Genomic DNA, 19,951 nt, shown 5'->3' with positions numbered 1-19,951 from the left:
AGTTTAAATATGAGTAATGTTTCACACCTGATTAACGGTGAATTAGTGCAAAGCCAGCGCACGCTGGATGTCACCAACCCCTCAACGGGCAAAGTGATTCGCCAAGTAGCGGATGCCAATGCCGCCGATGTAGAGCGTGCGATTGCCGCTGCCCAGGCGGCTTTCCCCGCTTGGCGCGATACCCCGCCCGCCAAGCGCGCCCAGGTGATGTACCGCTTTAAGCAGCTGCTCGAAGATAACGCTAACCGCCTGGTGCAACTGGTCAGCGAAGAGCATGGCAAAACCCCCGAAGACGCCATGGGTGAACTCAAGCGTGGCATCGAGAACGTTGAGTACGCCTGTGGCGTGCCGGAACTGCTCAAAGGCGAGTACTCTCACAACGTTGGGCCGGGCATTGATGCGTGGTCTAACTTTCAGCCGTTAGGCGTGGTGGCGGGCATTACCCCGTTTAACTTCCCTGCCATGGTGCCGCTGTGGATGTATCCCATGGCGATTGCCTGCGGTAATACCTTTATCCTCAAGCCTTCCGAGAAAGACCCTTCAGCGGCGATGGCAGTGGCGGAGCTGCTTCAAGAAGCCGGGCTACCCAAAGGCGTGATGAATGTGGTTCATGGCGGGCGTGAGGCTGTGGAAACGCTGCTGGATGCCAAGGCCGTAAAAGCTATTTCCTTTGTGGGCTCAACCCCCGTAGCGGAAGCGATTTACTCACGCGGTTCCGCCGCTGGCAAACGCGTTCAGGCCTTGGGCGGGGCGAAGAACCACGCCGTCGTGCTGCCCGATGCTGACCTAGAGAACGCCGCCAATACGCTCATGGGCGCAGCATTTGGCAGTTGCGGCGAGCGCTGCATGGCGATCTCGGTGGCGGTTTGCGTTGGCGATGAAACGGCCAATCGCTTAGTCGAGACCATGCTGCCTAAAATCGCACAGTTAAAAGTTGGCCCTGGCACCAAAAAAGATCTGGATATGGGGCCGCTGGTGACGGCTGAGCACCGCGATAAAGTACTTAGTTTTATCGAAGACGGGGTAAACGCCGGAGCAACGCTGGTCGCCGATGGCCGAGATCTGCAGGTCACAGGCTACGAGGAAGGCTACTTCGTCGGCGGCTGTCTGTTCGATAACGTCACCGCCGAGATGCGCATCTACCAGGAGGAGATCTTTGGCCCGGTACTCTGCGTGGTACGGGTTGGCAGCCTGGACGACGCCATGCAACTGATTAACGACCACGAATACGGCAATGGCACCTGCCTGTTCACTCGCGATGGCGAAGCTGCCCGCCGCTTTACCGATGGCGTTGAAGTGGGCATGGTGGGGGTCAACGTGCCGCTGCCGGTACCGGTGGCCTACCACAGCTTCGGCGGCTGGAAGCGCTCGCTGTTTGGTGACCTTCACGCCTACGGCCCGGATTCAGTGCGTTTCTATACCCGCCGCAAAGCAGTTTCCCAGCGCTGGCCGTCAGTTAGCGAAGCGACCCGGGCAGAGTTCTCGTTCCCCGCCAATCAAAGTTGACGTTCCAGTGTAAATAGGACATCTTCTCAGCACCGTCGCTCTGCGGCGGTGCTTTTTTAATGCCTATCTCCGATGTAAGGAACGAGCGCAGCGTGGCAAGAACCCAGGACGAAATTCGCCAGACCAACGTTAAGAAGATTCTCTTAGCCGCGGAGCAGCTATTTGCCGAAAAAGGCTACGCCGGTGCCTCTATGGGTGAAATCGCCCAGTTGGCCGATATTCCTAAGTCCAACGTGCACTACTACTTCTCCACCAAAAAAGCGCTCTACCAAGATGTGTTATTGGAGCTTCTAGAGGTCTGGAAGCAGGACGCGCTCTGCTTCGAGCTCTACGATGACCCCCGCGTGGTGCTCTCCACCTATATCCGCGCCAAGATGAATCACTCTCGCAATCGCGCTCATGGCTCAAAAATATGGGCAGCCGAAGTGATGCAAGGCGCACCCATTCTTAAAGAGCGCCTGCGCGACAACCTCTACGAATGGGCCAAGCTCAAAGAGTCGAAAATTCGTGAATGGGTGGAGTCCGGGCAGATCAATCCCGTCGAGCCTTCCTACCTGCTCTATATGATCTGGGCCTCCACCCAGCACTACGCCGACTTCGACTACCAAATCTACCTGCTCAACGATGACCAACCGCTTGACGATTTACAGTTTGAAAAAGCCGTGCAGTCGGTCACCTCGGTGATTTTGCGCGGCATTGGGCTGACGGCTTGAGCAGCACTCAACGAGAAAGCTGTACCGACGTATCAAACTTATGCCGCTTACGCGACAGTAACGTGCGGAACTTGCGCAGGTTGTCATCGCCATACAAAACGCGATCGCAGAAACGGTCGTATTCATCCAAATCAGCCACCGTCACAATCAATACAAAGTCACACTCACCGGTCACTTGGTAACACTGCTTAACTTCCGGTGCGCTCAGTGCTGATTTTAAAAACCGCTGGTAGAGTGATTTGTTATCCCGCTCCATCGTCACCTCCACCACCATATGCAGGCACTGCCCAAGGGCGTCAGGATTGAGCAGTGCCACCTCCCGTTCGACGATCCCCGTGTCGCGCAACCGCTTAACCCGCTTTAAACAGGCAGAGGGAGAGAGCCCTATCTCATCCGCTAGCGCTTGATTGGTTAGGCTGGCGTCACGCTGTAGCTGGTCAAGGATTCGTCGATCAATGGCGTCCATGAAATAAAATGCTCTTCCTGTGCTTATAAAGAACGAATAGTGATTGAGTAGAGTGTTTTGGAAAGAAGATTCTGCGTTACCCCCAGTATCATAACGTTTGTTCAAACGATGACAACCGAGGGCTTGATGCGGATCCAAATTCACCATTTATTGGCTGTAGTAGGCCGCGTACTGCAAGACGCGCTGCGAGTGTATGTGACGCTACTCAAAATCTTGATTCCTGCTTTGCTTATCGTCAAAGGGTTAGAGCTACTCGGTATGATCGAGTGGCTGGGAATGGTATTAGCTCCTTTAATGGACATACTCGGTTTGCCCGAACAAATGGGTGTTGTTTGGGCAGCAGCACTCTTCACCAATTTGTACACCGCCATTGCTGTGTTTTTTCAAGTAGCCGGTGATATGCCCTTGAGTGTCGAGCAAGTAACGGTATTAGGGGCGTTAATGCTGGTAGGGCACTCGATTCCTGTTGAGGGTGCCGTTGCCAAACGGGTGGGGGTGCCCTGGTGGGCTACGCTATTGCTACGAGTAGGTGGTGCTTTACTGCTTGCTTGGCTTTTGCACTGCTTTTACTCAACGTTTGGTTTGCTGCAGACACCGGTTGAGCTGATGTGGCAGCCAAGCCTTTCATCGGAGCCAACGCTAAGCGGTTGGGCAATTGCTCAGCTTGAAACATTAGCGCTTATTTTTGTGATTATTTTAGCGCTGATTGTACTCCTCAAACTTTTACAAAAGCTTGGCCTTGAACGCTGGATCCATCTTGGTTTGCTGCCGCTGCTCAAGCTATTAGGCATTGGCCGTTCGGCCGCTAATGTAACGGTGATTGGGTTCACGTTAGGGCTAAGCTATGGCGCCGGGCTGCTGATCCGTGACGTGCAGAATGGAGTACTCAGCAAGCGCGATAGCACTTTAGCGCTGTGCTTTCTCGGTCTCTGCCATAGCGTTATAGAGGATACGCTGCTGATCTTGATGCTCGGGGCCGACGTGGCGGGCATCTTGTGGGCTCGGTTGCTGTTTGCCGTTGTGGTTGTTGCGATAATTGCCCGCTGGCTTGCAACCGAAGTGAGTAATAAATAGCCTTTACACCGGCTGCCGTAAACGCAAAATAGAGATGCCCAATCCGATAAAAGCACTGCCCATTATGCGATTAACCCACTTCACCCGTGAGGCACTGCTCAGCCAATGGGAGAGGTGTTTCGCGAGCCCGCCATAGATCATTAAAACGGCGAAGGAGAGCGCCATAAAGGTGCCCACCATAAGCGAAAACTGGGGGAGCAAGGCACGCTGTGTATCCAAAAACTGCGGAAACAGGGCGGTAAAGAACAGAATCGCTTTAGGGTTACTCACAGCTACCAGTGCGCCTTCACTAAAGGTGCGCCACCTAGGGGTTGGTTTAGCCGCGATAGTAGAGATTGCAAGAGAGGTTCGGCTACGCCACTGACGAATACCCAGATAGATCAAATAAGCCGCGCCGCCCAGTTTAAGCAGGCTAAACAACACCTCTGAGGCATTGAGTACTACGCCTAGCCCCAATACAGCCGCACTCGCCAGTATGAGTAAGCCTGTAATATTGCCCAGCGATGATAGCGCGACGCGCTTGGTACCGCCTGTAATGCCATTGCGTACTGCGACCAGAAACGCGGGGCCAGGGCTAGCAATACTGACCATGGCCACGGCAACAAAAAGCAGCCAAGTGGAAAGCAGCATGGGCGCATCTCCTGATGAGGTTGAAATGTCTCATTCCGTTAATCCTAATGGATAACCCCCGTGTCGACGACTCAAAGTTGCATTTTAGAGAGTCTGTGAATTAGCAAGCTGCTCTGCACGACTCTAATATCTCTTTTGGCAGTGGCTCTTCTTTCAGGCTGCGAGTACATCACACGCCTGGTTCTACAATGTCGGCATGCTCTCAAGTCCGCTTCGATTTCGTCAGCATTTCAGTGGGGAGCACCCAGTTTTGTAAGACATTCGCTATAGATTTTGTAAGACATTCGCTATTGGTTTTGTAAGATATCTCTTAAAAATCGATGACCGAATTGATTTTATTAGTGGATGCTGTAGTTTTTCTTCGCACTTAAGGGGCGTTGTCAAAAGTGCAAAGCCCTATCTAATCCGAGCTCAAAGCCTAAGCGGTAATTGGCGTCAGCTTAATACTACTGTTCGTAGAAGCGCCCTTTCTCATCAAGAATGAAAAGGGCGATCACTTATGGCGACATTCGGTATCGATGACGCTTGTATTTAGCCTTACTGGACTTCAGGCGCATGCCTCTATTTATTTCGATTATCACTACCTTTCCTACCGTGATTTTTACGGTACTCCTATGTGTGGCTGTTGTTTACTGGTTACTTTCGCTATCGGGGTTGGCCGATAGCGATGTCATAGAGGGTGATGTTGGCGATGGAAGTTCGCTGGCGTTGGGGGGCTTACTGGCAACGCTGGGTTTGCACGGCGTTCCTTTGCCATTGGTGATCACACTGGTGGCATTAACCGGCTGGCTGTTTAGCTACTTCGCTACGCTGCTCCTGGGAACGTACCTTAACCCAGGCTTGTTACTGTGGCTGTTTAATGGCGCTGTGCTGGTTCTAGGTTTTGTAGTTGCCACTATCGTAACTTCCTTACTAATTCGTCCTTTGCGGCCCCTCTTCCGCCCCGTTCAACACCTGCCAATTGAGCAGCGACTGACAGGCAAGCAATGCACTGTGCGCTCAGCAACGGTGACCAAAGAGAAAGGTCGCGCCGATGCGCATATCAATGGCGACCATCTTATTTTGCAAGTACGAAGTGACTCAACGCTGGTGCGTGGTGAGCGTGCCATCATCATTCAGTATCTGGTTAATGAAGACGCGTACTGGGTGATGTCTGAGAAAAATTTTGAAGCCGGCTTAGCCGATTAATTGCCTTAGTGCAGGAGATAAAGATGGATTTGTCGTGGATCATGCCACTACTGGTTAGTGTCTGTGTGCTTGTTATTGCACTGCTTGTAATACTGTCACTGTTTAAAGCCTTTTATCGGAAGATCGACCAAGGGCAGGCATTGATCGTCAATGACCTTTCCACGACTCCCAAGGTTTACTTTACCGGTGCTATGGTGCTGCCCGTGGTTCACCGTTCAGAGACGATGAAGATCTCTGTTATTACCCTTGAACTTAACCGGACGGGGAAAGAAGGGCTGATCTGTCGCGATAATTTGCGTGCTGATATCAGCGTGGCATTTTACTTACGGGTTAATGCCACCGCTGATGATGTCTTGCGCGTTGCTAAATCCGTTGGTGTTGGCCGTGCGTCAGATCGTGATGCCGTTAACGAGTTGTTTAACGCCAAATTTAGCGAAGCATTGAAGACCGTCGGTAAAAAAATGGACTTCATGCAACTCTTCGAAGAGCGTCAGCAGTTCCGTGATGCCATCGTTGAGACCATTGGCCAAGACCTGAATGGCTATATTCTCGAAGACGTTGCGATTGATTATTTAGAGCAAACGCCGAAAAGCTCGCTGGATCCGAACAATATTCTGGATTCAGAGGGTATCAAATGTATCACTGAGATTACCGCTCGGCACAATGTTGAAACCAACCGCCTAGAGCGCGACCAAGAACTAGAAATTCAGCGTAAGAATGTCTCCGCTCGTGAAGCTGCGTTAGAGCTGGAGCGCACTCAAGCCGATGCCGAGGCGCGCCAGCGTCGTGAAATCGAAAGCCTGCAGTCGCGTGAACAGTCCGAAGCTGAACAAGTACTCCAGCAGGAGCGTGCGAAAAGCGAAGCCGCGCGGATTAAAACCGACGAAGAACTGGCGATTGCGGATGAGAACAAGCAGCGTCAGATTGAAATGGCCATTAAGGCTCGTGAGCGTGCGGTACAGATCGAAGAGGTGCGGATTCGTCAGGCCAAAGAGCTTGAGGACGTTACCCGTGAGCGCGCGGTAGAAATTGAACGAATCGGCATGGAAAAAGCGCTGGAAGAGGAGCGCAAAGAGATCGCCGAAATTACCAGCCAGCGTATTGCGGTTGAGCGCAGCGTGGCGGAAGAAGAAGAGAATATTAACGATGTGCGCAACCGTGCTGAAGCAGAGCGCCAGAAGGTCACTCGCCTGACCGCCGCTCAAGCCGAAGCCGAAGAGCGCAAACTGAAAGAAGTACGCGCGGCAGAAGCGGTGTTCGAGCGCTCCAAACTGGAAGCGGAAGAAGCGGTTATTCGAGCGCAAGCAGACCTGGATGCGGCAGAGAAGAAATCCGCTGCAGAAGAGAAGCAGGCGCGCGGTCATCAAGCCCTTGCCGCGGCAGATGGCTTAGCCGAAGCACAGGTACTAGAAGCACGTGCTCACGCTCAGCGTAGCGAAGGCTTTGCCCAGGCCGAGGTTAAAACGGCCAATGCGAAAGCTGATGAAGATGCGGGACTGGCGGAAGTACGTATTCTTGAACAGCGCCTTGAAGCAGAGGCGATGGGCGAGGAAAAACTGGGCACCGCAAAAGCACAAGCCCGAGAAGCAATGGCCAAAGCCGAAGCCAATGGCTTGGTCGAGAAGCTGCGTGCTTACGACAATATGTCCGAAGAGGCTCGCCACTTCGAAGAGTTCCGTATGAACCTGGAAGTGCACGAAAAAGAAGTCATGGCGCAAATCGAAGCCCAGCGCATCGGCATGCTCGAGAATGGCAAGGTGATGGCTGCCGCGATGAACAATGCCAAGTTTGAACTGATTGGTGGCGACAGCGATGTGTTTGAAAAACTCACCGCCGGCCTGGGCTACGGTAAAGCAGTACAAGGCGTGCTCGATAAGTCGCCAGCGCTACAAGCCACACTGGCGGGCTTGGCAAACCGTGCCTTGAACCCAGGCAAGTCTTCCGAGTCTGCCTAAAGGCTGGGCGGCTCTCGAAGGGGAGAGCCGCCTCACCCTTACCGGTAGTCTCGTACTAAGCAGCCGGTGACCTTTCGTACAAACCCTAAGACCGCAACTGTTACCCCATTGCGGTCTTTGCTATTTCTAGTGAGCACTTTTTCAGGATGAACACTATGTCGAAGGAGCACTCTTCGGTTGAAAATATCGTCAGAGAAAGCACCGCATTCGAGACGATTCAGCGGCGGTTGAGAACCCAGGGCGGCGAACTGGGCGCTTCGATTGGAGAGCTGAACGCAGCCCGCGCTGATGTTTTCGGTAGCAGCAGCATGTCGCTGTTGGGCAGGGCTCGGGTACGTACCGAAAATAACGCCATTGCCCGCGATATGGTGCGTATTGGTGAGCAAATCCTGTTTGGCTTCAATGTTCAATTAGGGTTGCGTAAAGAGCTGGAAGCGAGCGATATCTTTGCGCTCTACCACCTCAAAGACGACGAAGAGGGGCTGGAGTTAAGCGAAGCGCCGATGGCGGATAGCTTCCTCACCGAGAGCCGCTTTGTTCAGGATTTCAAAGAACTTCAAAAATACTATAGCCATGCCACGCTGGTTCAACTGGTCACCCTGAACAACAAACTGCTGATTGCTTTTCAAATAGGTGAAAAGCTTAGCGACCTGCGTGTCTTCCGCTGGGAATTAGCTGCAAGCGGTGAGGTGAGCCGCTATATCGATAACCGCGGCGAGCGCGACCTAGTGTTTCCCGACCGCTTCGCCTTTCCCTGGCAGACAGCGGGCCGGGATATGCAGGAGCAGGGCCGCGCGCCGCATCTGAATATCCTTGATACCGTCTTTGTCGATAACCTGCGCGGTAACATTACTTTCAAGATCGAGAACAACACCAGCAGCGGCGAGGGTGTATTCGTCGACCCGGTGGAGTCAGACTCCCAGTCGCTGGACGATGCCACCTTTGAATACGCCGACCTTGGTGCCGTCATCCTGATTCGTATCCTGCCCTTTAATGAGCAGCAGTGGCGCTATTACCTTTTCAATCGCGCCGAGCAGCATGTGAAACGCGTCGATGCCATGGCGGGCTCGGTGGTTGAGCTGCCGGAAAATCATGGCCTGATATTTCCTTCTGGCTACTATTTGAATACCGGGGAACTGACGACTTACGAGGTGCCTGAAGAGGATCTGCGTTTCAAGCGCATGGTGCGCTCGCCAAACGGCGAAGATGTTCTGTATCTCTTCTACGCGCCACAAACCGGGCAGGTGGTGCTTTATCGCTACAACTTGATCCGCAAGCAGGTCGATACCCCCATGGTGGGGCATGGGGCGGCGATACTTGAAAACGGCCATCTGGCGATTTTTTATGCCGAAGATGAGCCGACGCTGGTTCACCCCATCCAGGTATGGGCAACGCCTTTTATGTCGGAGCGCTTCCATGCCCAGGATGAGGTGCGTAACGATACGCCGCTAGGCCGAATCGGCAATCCTGATCTGGTGCGCGGCATTGCCGAGCTTAATAGTATTGTGCAACTCGCTAACGAGCAGCAGGCGTCCGAGCGGCACTTTAATGCCATTATTCGTCGGGTCGACCGCACGCTGAATCAGTTCCACTGGATTGGCGAAGCTGACTTTCAAGCCATTCACGCCGCGCTTGAACAGCTAAAGCACACCGCTGAACTGATGCTCGATGAGTATGAGAAAGTTCAGGCGATTCGTGCCCAGACTGCTCAGGCGCTAGACGAAGTTGAGAAACAGCAGGCGGCGCTGCTGCGGGAGTTAAAGCCCAGCAGTTGGAAAACCCCTGATCTATTTGTCACCTACCTGAAACACCTACGCGACCATCGTGGCCGGCTCATGGCGCTGCGCGAGCGCCGCTACCTGGATGAAGAGCGTTTGCAAGCGTTAGAGCAAGCGCTGGATAAAGCGGAGCAGTCGCTGACCCAGCAGACCTTCAGTTTTCTTGCCCAGCCTGAAGCCTTGGACGGTTACCGAGAAACCCTGGCCGCACTAAAAGAGCAGGTAGGCGAGGCGGAAAATCGCCAGCAGCTGGCGGAGTGCGTAGGGCGTTACCGCGAATTGACCTCGGGCCTGGATATGATCCAAGGGTTGCTGTCGTCGATGTCCGGCGGCGATGCTATCGAGCAGACGCGAATTACCGAGAATATCTCGAGTATCTACGCCTCAATTAATCAGCAGCGCTCCGAAGCGGAGATCCGTTTAAGAGAGCAGGGGAGTGCCGAGGCCCAGGCACAGTTTGCAGCGCAGATCCGCCTGTTTGAGCAGAGCCTGGCCAACGGTGTTGGCGCGCTGCGGGAGCCCGACGACTGCGATCAGCTAATGACCCGCATACTCGACCAACTCCAGGAGTTGGAGAGTCAGTTCGGTGAATTTGATGAATTTTTGACCACCATTCTCGAACAGCGTGAAAGCGCCCACGAAAGCATCGAAGCACGCCGCCAGCAGCTGCAGGACGAGCGTCAACGGCGTGTCTCCACGTTGACGGACGCCAGTCAGCGGATTCTGGCCAATGTGGAGCGCCGTACAGAACGCTTTGAAACGTTGGAAGAGCTGCATAGCTTCTTCGCGGCGGATGCCATGGTGGGTAAAGTGCGCAGCATGGTCGATGAGCTACGCGCAATGGGCGGCAACCTTGAGGCGGACGATATCGCTGGGCGTTTACGATCCTCTCAAGACGCCGCCATGCGTAGCGTGCGCGACCGTTCCGATATCTATGAATCCGGTGGCGACGTCATTCGCTTAGGGCCACGCCACCGCTTTAGCGTCAACCAGCAGCATCTCGACTTAACCCTGGTGCCTCGCCAGGAACGCATCATGCTGCACCTGACGGGCACCCAGTATTACGAGCCGCTGGAAGATGAGCGGCTGACCGAGCTGCAAGACTACTGGGGGATGCTGCTGCCTTCCGAGAGCCCCGCTGTTTATCGCGCCGAGTACCTTGCCTATCGTTTTATGAGCGAGCTGGCGCAGCCCGGTGCCAAGCCCATTAATGTGGAAGATTTCAGCGAACTGCAGCGTCAGATTGCTAACTTTGCCTCGCCGCGCTATCGCGAGAGCTACGAGAAAGGTATCCACGATCACGACGCTGCGCTGATCGTACGCACCCTGTGGCCAGCTCGCCAAAGTGCCGGTTTGCTAGGCTTTGGGCCACTGCCCCGGGGGCTGGCGATGTTGTTCTGGGCCGACCGTATTCATGATGAAGAGGCGACCCGCAACCTGCGCGCCCGCTGCCTGTCGGCGGGTATTCTGTGCCGCATTATGAACAACGAGGATCTGCTCAACGCCTTGATCCAGGAAGTACAGCCGCAGCTTGACGCTTTTGTATCGGCCCAACAGATCACCTGCTCGGTGAGCCAAATAAGCAGTGCCACTGACTTTCTGGTGCGCCAGCTGGCGGAAGAGGGCGAGCGTTTTCCGGTCACTCAGTACGCTGCCAGCTTGGTAGAGAGCTTTACCACTTCCATGCAGCAGCAGGGCCACTACGCACACTTCCAAGAGGCCTTGGCGGTGGTGGCGGGCAACCCTGGCGCGCGCTGGGTGATCACTTCCCATTGGCTGCAGGCCCACGCGGGACAAGCCAAGCAAGAGGCGTTGCTGCACTACCTGCCTGAAGCGATAGCCATGCTCAACACGGCGGATCGGTTAGCCACCGCGCCCCATAATGTCGAACTCGCCTTCACCATTACCGGCTTGCTGGGCCAGCATGGGCGGCTTGAGCAGCAGGAACTCACGCTTCAGCTCGACGACTTTCAGGAGCGACTGCGCCACCATGAGCAGGTCGTTATACGCGACTGGACGGCACTGCAAGAGCGTCGTCAGCTCATTCTCCGCGAGCAGCGGGAGCGGTTGAGGCTCGAAGAGTATCTGCCCAAACCGCTCAACTCCTTTGTGCGTAACAAGCTGATTACCGAAAGCTACCTGCCCATTATTGGCGATAATCTGGCTAAGCAGATGGGTACGGTAGGCGATACGCGGCGAACGGATAACAGCGGTTTGCTAATGATGATCTCGCCCCCCGGCTACGGTAAAACCACCCTGATGGAGTATGTGGCGAACCGCCTGGGGCTGATCTTTATGAAGATTAACTGCCCCAGCCTTGGACATGATGTGACCTCGCTGGATCCTGACGCGGCGACGCACTCCACCGCCCGGGCAGAGCTGATCAAGCTCAACCTCGCCTTTGAGATGGGCAACAACGTGATGCTCTATCTGGATGATATTCAGCATACTCACCCGGAGTTTTTGCAGAAGTTTATCTCGTTATGCGACGGCAGCCGCCGGGTAGACGGTATCTGGAACGGGCGCACCAAGACCTACGATATGCGCGGTAAACGTTTCTGTATCGCCATGGCGGGTAACCCCTACACCGAAAGCGGTGATGTGTTCAAAGTGCCCGATATGCTAGCCAACCGCGCCGATGTTTATAACCTGGGCGATGTGTTAAGCGGCATGGAGGAGGTGTTTGCGCTCTCCTACATCGAGAATTCCATGAGCGCCAATACGGTGCTCGCCTCTTTGGCCACGCGTGGCATGGACGACGTCTACCGCTTTGTGGATATCGCCATGGGCCGCGAGGTGCCGAGCACCGACTTTGAACACGACTATAGCGCCGCAGAGCGCGAAGAGATCGTCGCGGTGCTGAAAAATATGTTTAAAGCCCGTGAAGTGGTGCTGCGCGTTAATCAGCAGTATATCGCCTCCAGCGCCCAGGCCGATGAGTACCGCACCGAGCCCTCTTTCCGGTTGCAGGGTAGCTACCGCAACATGAATCGCTTGGCGGAGAAGATGTCGCCGATCCTCAGCGACGACGAACTTGAAGCGATCATTGATGATCACTACGTCGGCGAAGCGCAGCTGTTAACCCAGGGCGCCGAAGAGAACCTACTCAAGCTGAAAGAGCTTAGAGGCACCTTGAGCGAAGCGGAAAAGCAGCGTTGGGAAGATATCAAACGAGAGTTCCAGCGTCGGCAATTAACCGGGGGCAATGAAGAGACCGGTGCCTTGGTGGTGCGCCAACTAAGCTTGATTGCGGAGGGGGTTGGGCAGTGGGGGAAGGCTGGGCCGGGGGAGAGTTAAGACCAACTGGGACAAAGGAGCTAACACCCTGCCATTTCACGAGAAGCTAATACCAGTGCTACGAGTTCCAAAATTTGGCTGAGTTCCTCTGTGGTGGGAGGAGCCGCATGGCTAGTGAGATTTGGACGTTCGGCTCACAGCTCAGAGTGTAAGCGCTGCAGGAATGTATTTAATCAATAAAACTAAGCGATGTGGGTTGCTGCCCATAAGGGCAATTCAAGCTCCATCGCCTTATAAATCAAAGTTTGAGGGGTTACAGGTGAAACACTTTTTCTGGTATTTGTTGATTGGTTTATCGGTTGGGCAGGCAAGCTGGGCTGAGTCGTTGACGCCTCGCCTTCCTGAGGAAATGGTCATGGTCGCCCCGCAGCTAACAGCCGTCAGGAGAGGCCTCGAAATCCAGCGTCTCGTGCATGGACAGTTCAAGCAGGATGGGGATCAGGTCACCGTTGTACTGCACCTTATCCGCCATCCAATGAATCATACGCCTACGTGTCACTCAGGTGATGATGATTGCTTACCCAATGTTTCCGATTCGATGACGTTACGTCTGAATGATCCTGAAATGTCGCAGCTTGAACAATATCAGACTCTCATACACCCTCAAGACGACTCGACCTACTTAAAGTTTCCCATTTTTCGCGAAATGTTCGAAATGCTGGTTGCCGACGATCTCGATATTCAGCCACAGGGTGATACTTGGACGATGACTCGCGATGACGACGTTGCAACAATATGGCAGCCGATGAGTCTTGAACAGGCATCTAACGCTTCCTATTTCGTTCGTAACTTTGCCCTGTTGTCCACCTCCGAGGTAGAGCAGTGTATTGCATCACAACTGGCTCGCGTTTACGCGATCGAAGCGCCTAGCGCAGAGCAACAAGCGCTGCTCGATGCGGTGTCACTGAACGCGGAAAAGCACCGTTTTCGTGATCGTGAAGAAACGAATCGCTATAAACAGGCTAGGATGATGGAGCACTCGGCCAAATACCTCAGCGGGGTGGATAACTGGCCGCAGAGCGCCGCCGAATTCGTATCCATGGAGCCGTTCGAGGGGATTATCGACGCCATTGACGCGCATGTTCTGTTTATGGACAACTTCGAACGTATCAGCAGCGCTGCTCACTATTATCGTCGACTTGATCTCTTTTCCAATGAATATACGCCCGACGAGCAGGTACGTATCATCTGCAGTGACTTGGTCAATCTTGACTCGCCCTAAGCCGTTCCAGGTGTAATCATGTGTTATTGATTAATGATGCAGCATAGATAAAACAGCCGCTGGTTATCAGCGGCTGACTAATCATTTATCTAAAGCACTAGCCTAAAGCACTTAATCAATAGCGGAGAAAGGATTTTCGGCCATTAAGAAAGCACGTAAGTCAGCTTTTTGAGCGTGGTTGTGTAGCCACTCACGAACGTCGCAGGCTTTTTGATAATCGGACTCGCCAAATTTGCTGCGATAAAGATTTTCAAAGGTGTCACTGGTTTTTTCCTGACGTATCCGCTTTTGCCAGGGATCTGTCAGTATGCTGTTCAGGTTGCCCGCGAGTCCTTCCGCAATCAGCATTTCCCACTCGCCTTTATTCAACCAAACGCCCCCAACGCGGGCGCTGTAGTCGATTCGGTGGGCATTATCTTTAGTAATGCGAAACTTACTCATAATGCCGCCGGTCATCGGGCAAATAAGCGCGCCTACGGTGTCTTCAGCTTCAACGCTCTCGACACAAATGTCATCAAATACGTGTTCGGGGTGACGCTCTTTCCAGCTTATGTAATCTTCAATCAAGATCCAATTGCCGCCGCAATTGTCGCAAGTATGACTGCGGAAAAGAGCATCAATAAAGCTCGGGACTAAGTTCCCTTGTTGGCATGCGGTACATTTCATCGGCGCGTTCCTGCTGTTAAGTCCATGATATCTTTCTCATGTATGAAAGTTGTCACAAAGGCTAATTAAGAGCAAGTTGTCACGCCGAGAAATTGACACTTAAAACTTAACCGATGCCTGCAGGCTAACTTCCAGCGGGTCGCCGACCACTACCCGGGTGCTGCCGCCGCTTGAGGGGTAGTAAGTGGTGTCGAACAGGTTCTTGGCGTTGAGCTGCAAGTGCAGGTTGTCGCCCAGCCAAGGCGTATCCCAGCCGATAAAGGCATCGGCGACGGTATAGGCGTCTAGCTGGAAGCTGTTGTCAGCGTCGCCTTCGCGCTCGCCCACATAGCGTACCCCGCCACCCAGACGCCAGTTGCCCAGCCCAGGCGCGGTGGTTAGGTCGTGCGCCAAGTAGAGGCTGGCGGTATGGCGTGCGGCGTTGGTTAGCGCGTTGCCCTGGGTGCCTTCGGTATCTTTGAGTACTTCGGTATCGGTGTAGGCGTAAGCCCCTAGCAGTGAAAGCTGATCGGTCAACTGGCCGGAAACAGTCAGTTCGACACCCTGGGAGCCTGCTTCGCCTACCGTACGGGTCACGCCGTTGTCGGAGACGGCAACATTCTCCTTGCGGATATCGAACAGCGCAGCGGCTAACGAGAACTGGTCATTCCAGAGGTGTTTAACGCCGATTTCGCTGCCCATGCTGTGTTCGGGATCCAGTGTTTTGCCGGTATCGCTGTCGGCCCCATTCGGCACAAAGGCTTCGCTATAGCTGGCGTAAACAGACGTCTCCGGAGTCAAGCGATGCAGCAGGCTGACCGATGGTAGGAAGATATCGTCGCTGATATCAGTGGCGGTCACGAAGGGGCGGCCACGGCCACCAAACTGCTCGTAGTGGGTGTAGCGCCCGCCTAGCCCCAGCGTCCAGCGGTCGTTGAAGTGCCAGCGGTCATTCAAGTAGACGCCCGTGGTATTGATCTCATCCAAGCGCTGGCTAAGCGAGTTGTTAAGGCTATCGCTATCCAGGTTCAGGCCACCGTAGCTCATGTCGTAAATATTTTGATCCGTCACCGCCGTGCCGCGATACACCTCGGCCAGATAATCCCGCTGGCGCTCATGATCCACACCGATCGTGAGGTCGTGGCGCATCCCTGCGAGGGTGGCGGTGCCGGTAGTATCCCAGGCGGTATATTGCACGCGGCGGTCAAAACCGTAGTTAGCATCGGCACGGCGGGTTAGCGCTCCGCTGTCTTCATTTACGCGCAGTACCCGCGGTTGGCCATCGCTGTACTGGCGGCGGTTCCAGCCGTAGGTCAATCTTGTCGACCAGTCGTCATTGATATCCTGTTCCCACCAGGCGGTAACGGCTTCGTCGTGACCGAATACCCGTGACCAGGGTTCGTCGAAACGGCGGTCGTTGGGCACCTTGGCGGGCTCGCCGTCGATCATCACCGTGCCGCGATCCAGATCCAAGTCGTAGTCGCGATACTCATAAGAGATCTGCGCACGACTGTCGCTGCCTTCCCAGCGCAGCGAAGGGGCAACGATCGTTCGTCGGTTATTACCGAAGTCGCGAAAGGAGTCCTCATCTTCATGGTGAACGATAAACCGGAAGGCCAGCCCGGTATCGGCAAGCGGGCCGGTGACATCCACGCTGGCATTGCCGCCTCCCAAGGAGGTGGCTTCGGCGCTGATCACGCGCTGCCACTGGTACTCAGGGCGTTTAGTCACCAGGTTGATCACCCCGCCAGGATCCTGCTGGCCTTGAAAGAGAGAGGCTGGGCCCTTGAGCACCTCGACATGATCCACCGTTGCCATGGAGAAGGTGCCGCGGGGCTGGCGAATGCCGTCGATCAGCGTCGAACCATCGCTGTTGCTACCAAAACCGCGCTTGATAAAGCCGTCCTCGGTGCCGCCCATATTGTTGCCTTCGGTCACCCCCGCGAACATCGCCATCGCTTCAGTGAGGCTGTCGATATTATGATCGGTCATCACCTGGGCGGTGACGGTTTCCACCGTGCGGGCTTCTTCCAGAAATGACACCGGCTGTTTGCTGGCCAAACGGGAACGCTGGGCACGATAGCTTTGCGGGGCTACGTCAGTGATGCGATCCGAGGTCACGATCACTGTTTTTGAAACAGTTTCTGAAACAGTTTCTGAAACTGTTTCTGAAGCGGCCTCGTTGGCTTGTTGAGCGTAAGCATAGGGCAGCGGGTTCAGCAGTAGCAGCGGCGAAAACAGCGCAATGGTTCGGGAGCGAAGCATAGGGGATATAGATCCTTTTTATCGTCAGTGGGTTGGGGGAGTAAGCGTTATTGAGCGTTAAGTGCGCCCCAGAAGTGCCCCTCGCGACTTAGCGCGGGCGTAGTGGGTAGCAAGGCGTCGAAGGTGGCGGCTGGGTCGAGGTCAGCGAAGCGTTCGGGGTAGAGCCATTGGGCAATGCGTTCCAGTGCGACAATGGCAAAGGGGCCTTGGTGAAAGCCGTGCCACAGGGCATAGAATTGCCCCTCCTGAACGGCGTTGAGGTGCGACCAGCCGGGCAGTCCTTGACTAAGCGAGCGCAGGTCTTGGGTAATTTCTGGTTCGCTAATCCCAAGCCCGACGCTGATACCATCCCCCGCTGACCATTGCCCTGCGGTGTTGAGGATGACGTCGGGTGGATGGCTGAGCACCCACTCGTTGCTTAGCGTCGCCGATGCGCCGGGGGTTAACGCATCGGCGATATTATCGCCACCGGCTCGCGCTACTAAGTCGGCTAGCCCGTTGCGTAGATTGGTACGGCAGCAGTCAACTTTGACCCCGGGAGCCACATTGATCAGCACAGTGGGTGGGTCTGTGGGCAGGTCTGCCAAACGCTGGTCGATACGCGCTAGGCGCTGCTCAATCAGGGCAATCATAGCGCTGGCCCGTGGCGTTGCGTTTAATGCCTGGCCTAAAAGGGCAAGGCTTTTGGGCGTGTTCTCCAGCGGGTGACGGTTAAAGTCGATAAACAGGTAGGCAATGCCCAGCTCGTCCAGCAGCCGTGCCAGTGGGGAGCCTTCTACGCTACCCGCACGGGAGAGATCGAACAGCACCAGATCCGGGGCCAGATTCAGCAGTGCTTCGCTATCCAACTGAGGTGTCGGCGCACTGGAAAGCGCTGGCAGTCGATCCAGCGCAGGCCACTGGAAGGCAAAACGTTGCGCCATGGCGGGGTCAAACACGGCCAGCGGATAAGCCCAACCCGCCAAGTGTGGTGTCGGGTCATCCAGTAGCGTTGCCAAGGCATACAACTGGCGCGGCTGGGTTAGAAACAGCCGAGTCGGCGGCGCTGAAAGGGTCACTTGGCGGCCTGCTAAATCGGTGACTTGTTTAGGGAAACCCTCTGCAGGCTCACCCGCTAGGCATGCGGCAGTGCTTAACAAACTTATCCAACACAGCAAACTAATAGCCAAGCGGCGCATGCCGGTATCCTAGTGGGTATTCGCGGAGAGATGGCTGACGCGATCGCTTAGCACCACCGGCCGCCCCAGCGAGCAGTGCTCTACTCGCGCCTCTACACCGTAGGCGGCGCGCAGTACGTCGGGTGTAATCGCGTCGTGTGGGTCGCCGGCGGCCAGCAGCCCGCCGTTACCAAACAGCAACACCTGGTCGCAGAAGCGCAGGGCCAAGTTGATATCGTGAATCGCCATCAGGCAGACCGCCTGACGCTCCGCTATCACTGCTCGTACGGTATCGATCAGCGCCAGCTGCCAACGCAAATCCAGCGCGCTGGTGGGCTCATCCAGCAGTAATAGCGCGGGCTGGCGGGCAATCGCCTGGGCCAGGCCCACCATCTGGCGCTGGCCGCCGGAGAGTTCGCTTAACGGGCGCAGGGCGAGCGGACGAATGGCCAGGGCATCGAAAACCCGCTCGATTAATGCGTCTATCTGTGGTCGGCTGAGGTCGGGACGTACGGCCCGACAGGCGCTAAGCACCGCTTCATAAGCGACTAAGGTGGTGGCCTGAGGAAGCGTTTGCGGCAGATAGCCCACATGGCGCATCCGCGCGGCGCCGCTAAGGGTGGCAAGGTCGATATCATTCAGCTGCATGTGCCCGCTAGAGGGCTGTAAACCAGCAATGGCTTTTAACAGGGTCGATTTGCCCACCGCATTGGGCCCCAGCACCGCGACCAGCGAACCGGGTGGCAGTGTGGGCAGGTTTAGCTGCTCAAACACGCGCCGTTTGCGATAGCCGGTAGAGAAATCGCTGAGCGTAAAGCCTGCACTCATCTCGCTCGCCCCTGCAGCATGATCAATGCCATAAAGAAGGGGATGCCCACCAGCGAGGTCACCAAGCCGACGGGCAGCACTAGCCCATCAACCAGCGTTTTACTGGCGATAGAGGCGAGTGACAGCACCAGCGCCCCGGCCAGAGCGCTGCCCGGTAGGTAAAAGCGGTGATCTTCTCCCAGCGCCAGCCGGGCCATATGCGGGCCGACTAAGCCGATAAAGCCAATGGTGCCCACAAACGCCACCGCAGCGGCGGCGAGCAGGCTGACTCTGAGCAGCGAGATAAGCCGCAACCGTTCAACCCCAATACCGAAGCTGCGCGCGTGTTCATCACCCGAGCGTAGCGCCGTCATAGCCCAGGCGCTGCGCAGTGAGAAGGGCAGGCAAACGGCCAGCACTGCCGCCACAATGGCCACTGTCTCCCAGGAGGCGCGGGACAGGCTGCCCATTGTCCAGAACACTAGCTGCTGCAGCGCATCGGGGCTGGCAATCAACTGCAAAAGCGCGACCAATGCATTGAGCACAAACACCAGCGCAATCCCAAACAGCACGATAATCTCGCGGCTGGCGCCATAAAGACGTGATAGCGCATTGATGGTCAAAATCGATGCTGCCGCAAATACAAACGCCATCAAGGCGGTGGCGTAGTGAGCATTTAAACCAAACAGGGTAAGGTTAAACACAATCACCAGCGAAGCGCCCAGGGTGGCCGCCGCACCCACGCCCAGGGTAAAGGGGCTGGCCAAGGGGTTATTCAGCACCGTTTGCATTTCGGCACCGGCCAGGCCCAGCGTGGCGCCTACCAGCACCGCCATGAGCGCCGCAGGCATGCGGATCTCCCAGACAATGGCCTGCTGAATGGGCCCTTGGGACTGCGCATCAAAAATCAGCGTGATCAATTTATTAAGCGAAATAGGCGCTGGGCCGGTGGCGATATCGGCAAGTAGCGACAACACCAGCGCGATTGCTAAGCCTGCAACGATCAGTAGGCGAGTAACAATAAAGCGCCGATAGGTGGATGCCAGCGGAGCAGCAAGCGGCGAAGAAGCGGGCATTGTGAAGGTGTTTCCAGGTGAGAACACAAAGTTAACAGATTTAGTCTTATTTGCGACTAAAACTCATTCGTGATCGTATTTTCATCCTTTAGTCGTAGCCTTGTCAACCGCAGGGAAACCTAGCGCCGTCTGATTGCCGTACTGGTTCCCCTATGTTCTATTGAAGGTCTTA

At 55.2% G+C, this 19,951-nt stretch carries 14 protein-coding genes; 7 read left to right on the top strand and 7 right to left on the bottom strand.

Going from position 1 to position 19,951, the window contains the following annotated elements; translation table 11 throughout:
* Positions 1-9: 9 nt before the first annotated feature.
* Together J7J49_RS11340 and J7J49_RS11335 are read left to right on the top strand one after the other, a co-directional pair.
* Positions 10-1,506 carry a CoA-acylating methylmalonate-semialdehyde dehydrogenase gene (locus tag J7J49_RS11340; protein ID WP_215092618.1) on the top strand — a complete coding sequence of 499 codons (1,497 nt, stop codon included), beginning with the start codon at positions 10-12 and terminating at the stop codon, positions 1,504-1,506.
* A 92-nt stretch (positions 1,507-1,598) separates the two neighbouring features.
* A complete protein-coding gene (locus J7J49_RS11335) occupies positions 1,599-2,219 on the top strand; it encodes a TetR/AcrR family transcriptional regulator (protein ID WP_035580959.1) in 621 nt (206 codons plus the stop codon).
* A 7-nt stretch (positions 2,220-2,226) separates the two neighbouring features.
* On the opposite strand, the gene J7J49_RS11330 is transcribed toward J7J49_RS11335, so the two are convergent.
* Positions 2,227-2,685 (bottom strand): Lrp/AsnC family transcriptional regulator, encoded by a 459-nt coding sequence (locus J7J49_RS11330; RefSeq protein ID WP_064235345.1) that lies wholly within the window; start codon positions 2,683-2,685, stop codon positions 2,227-2,229.
* A 126-nt stretch (positions 2,686-2,811) separates the two neighbouring features.
* Here J7J49_RS11330 and J7J49_RS11325 point away from each other — a divergent pair, with 126 nt between their 5' ends.
* Complete coding sequence (locus J7J49_RS11325; protein ID WP_215092616.1) at positions 2,812-3,759, top strand: hypothetical protein; 948 nt, start codon at positions 2,812-2,814, stop codon at positions 3,757-3,759.
* A gap of 3 nt (positions 3,760-3,762) precedes the next feature.
* On the opposite strand, the gene J7J49_RS11320 is transcribed toward J7J49_RS11325, so the two are convergent.
* The gene (locus J7J49_RS11320) at positions 3,763-4,389 is read right to left on the bottom strand and encodes a LysE family translocator (protein ID WP_215092614.1); all 627 of its coding nucleotides are present in this window, start codon (positions 4,387-4,389) and stop codon (positions 3,763-3,765) included.
* Between the two features lie 555 nt (positions 4,390-4,944).
* On the opposite strand from J7J49_RS11320, the gene J7J49_RS11315 reads away from it, so the two are divergent.
* From J7J49_RS11315 to J7J49_RS11300, 4 genes are all read left to right on the top strand, one after another.
* Positions 4,945-5,577 (top strand): hypothetical protein, encoded by a 633-nt coding sequence (locus tag J7J49_RS11315; RefSeq protein WP_215092612.1) that lies wholly within the window; start codon positions 4,945-4,947, stop codon positions 5,575-5,577.
* A gap of 23 nt (positions 5,578-5,600) precedes the next feature.
* A complete protein-coding gene (locus J7J49_RS11310; protein WP_215092610.1) occupies positions 5,601-7,532 on the top strand; it encodes a hypothetical protein in 1,932 nt (643 codons plus the stop codon).
* Between the two features lie 155 nt (positions 7,533-7,687).
* Positions 7,688-12,607 (top strand): DNA repair ATPase, encoded by a 4,920-nt coding sequence (locus J7J49_RS11305; protein ID WP_251048262.1) that lies wholly within the window; start codon positions 7,688-7,690, stop codon positions 12,605-12,607.
* A gap of 163 nt (positions 12,608-12,770) precedes the next feature.
* Complete coding sequence (locus J7J49_RS11300; protein WP_215092606.1) at positions 12,771-13,829, top strand: hypothetical protein; 1,059 nt, start codon at positions 12,771-12,773, stop codon at positions 13,827-13,829.
* Between the two features lie 111 nt (positions 13,830-13,940).
* Here J7J49_RS11300 and J7J49_RS11295 read toward each other — a convergent pair whose 3' ends face one another.
* From J7J49_RS11295 to J7J49_RS11275, 5 genes are all read right to left on the bottom strand, one after another.
* Complete coding sequence (locus J7J49_RS11295; protein ID WP_215092603.1) at positions 13,941-14,495, bottom strand: zf-TFIIB domain-containing protein; 555 nt, start codon at positions 14,493-14,495, stop codon at positions 13,941-13,943.
* 99 nt (positions 14,496-14,594) lie between these two features.
* Positions 14,595-16,739 (bottom strand): TonB-dependent siderophore receptor, encoded by a 2,145-nt coding sequence (locus tag J7J49_RS11290; protein WP_215092601.1) that lies wholly within the window; start codon positions 16,737-16,739, stop codon positions 14,595-14,597.
* A gap of 47 nt (positions 16,740-16,786) precedes the next feature.
* A complete protein-coding gene (locus tag J7J49_RS11285; protein WP_215092598.1) occupies positions 16,787-17,917 on the bottom strand; it encodes an ABC transporter substrate-binding protein in 1,131 nt (376 codons plus the stop codon).
* 9 nt (positions 17,918-17,926) lie between these two features.
* Positions 17,927-18,724: an ABC transporter ATP-binding protein gene (locus J7J49_RS11280; RefSeq protein WP_215092596.1), complete on the bottom strand. Its 798-nt coding sequence runs from the start codon at positions 18,722-18,724 to the stop codon at positions 17,927-17,929.
* The gene (locus J7J49_RS11275; RefSeq protein WP_215092594.1) at positions 18,721-19,779 is read right to left on the bottom strand and encodes a FecCD family ABC transporter permease; all 1,059 of its coding nucleotides are present in this window, start codon (positions 19,777-19,779) and stop codon (positions 18,721-18,723) included. Before J7J49_RS11275 ends, J7J49_RS11280 begins: the two co-directional genes overlap by 4 nt.
* Between the last annotated feature and the right edge of the window lie 172 nt (positions 19,780-19,951).

This window comes from Halomonas sp. ISL-56, assembly GCF_018612805.1.
In the GTDB taxonomy this organism is placed as follows: Bacteria; Pseudomonadota; Gammaproteobacteria; order Pseudomonadales; family Halomonadaceae; genus Vreelandella.
This window is presented reverse-complemented; position numbering and strand designations above follow the sequence as displayed.

Coding starts and splice junctions, on each gene's coding strand:
- J7J49_RS11340 (WP_215092618.1), top strand. CDS start 10: ATGAGTAATGTTTCACACCTGATTAACGGTGAATTAGTGCAAAGCCAG.
- J7J49_RS11330 (WP_064235345.1), bottom strand. CDS start 2,685: ATGGACGCCATTGATCGACGAATCCTTGACCAGCTACAGCGTGACGCC.
- J7J49_RS11325 (WP_215092616.1), top strand. CDS start 2,812: ATGCGGATCCAAATTCACCATTTATTGGCTGTAGTAGGCCGCGTACTG.
- J7J49_RS11320 (WP_215092614.1), bottom strand. CDS start 4,389: ATGCTGCTTTCCACTTGGCTGCTTTTTGTTGCCGTGGCCATGGTCAGT.
- J7J49_RS11315 (WP_215092612.1), top strand. CDS start 4,945: ATGCCTCTATTTATTTCGATTATCACTACCTTTCCTACCGTGATTTTT.
- J7J49_RS11310 (WP_215092610.1), top strand. CDS start 5,601: ATGGATTTGTCGTGGATCATGCCACTACTGGTTAGTGTCTGTGTGCTT.
- J7J49_RS11305 (WP_251048262.1), top strand. CDS start 7,688: ATGTCGAAGGAGCACTCTTCGGTTGAAAATATCGTCAGAGAAAGCACC.
- J7J49_RS11300 (WP_215092606.1), top strand. CDS start 12,771: ATGTATTTAATCAATAAAACTAAGCGATGTGGGTTGCTGCCCATAAGG.
- J7J49_RS11295 (WP_215092603.1), bottom strand. CDS start 14,495: ATGAAATGTACCGCATGCCAACAAGGGAACTTAGTCCCGAGCTTTATT.
- J7J49_RS11290 (WP_215092601.1), bottom strand. CDS start 16,739: ATGCTTCGCTCCCGAACCATTGCGCTGTTTTCGCCGCTGCTACTGCTG.
- J7J49_RS11285 (WP_215092598.1), bottom strand. CDS start 17,917: ATGCGCCGCTTGGCTATTAGTTTGCTGTGTTGGATAAGTTTGTTAAGC.
- J7J49_RS11280 (WP_215092596.1), bottom strand. CDS start 18,724: ATGAGTGCAGGCTTTACGCTCAGCGATTTCTCTACCGGCTATCGCAAA.
- J7J49_RS11275 (WP_215092594.1), bottom strand. CDS start 19,779: ATGCCCGCTTCTTCGCCGCTTGCTGCTCCGCTGGCATCCACCTATCGG.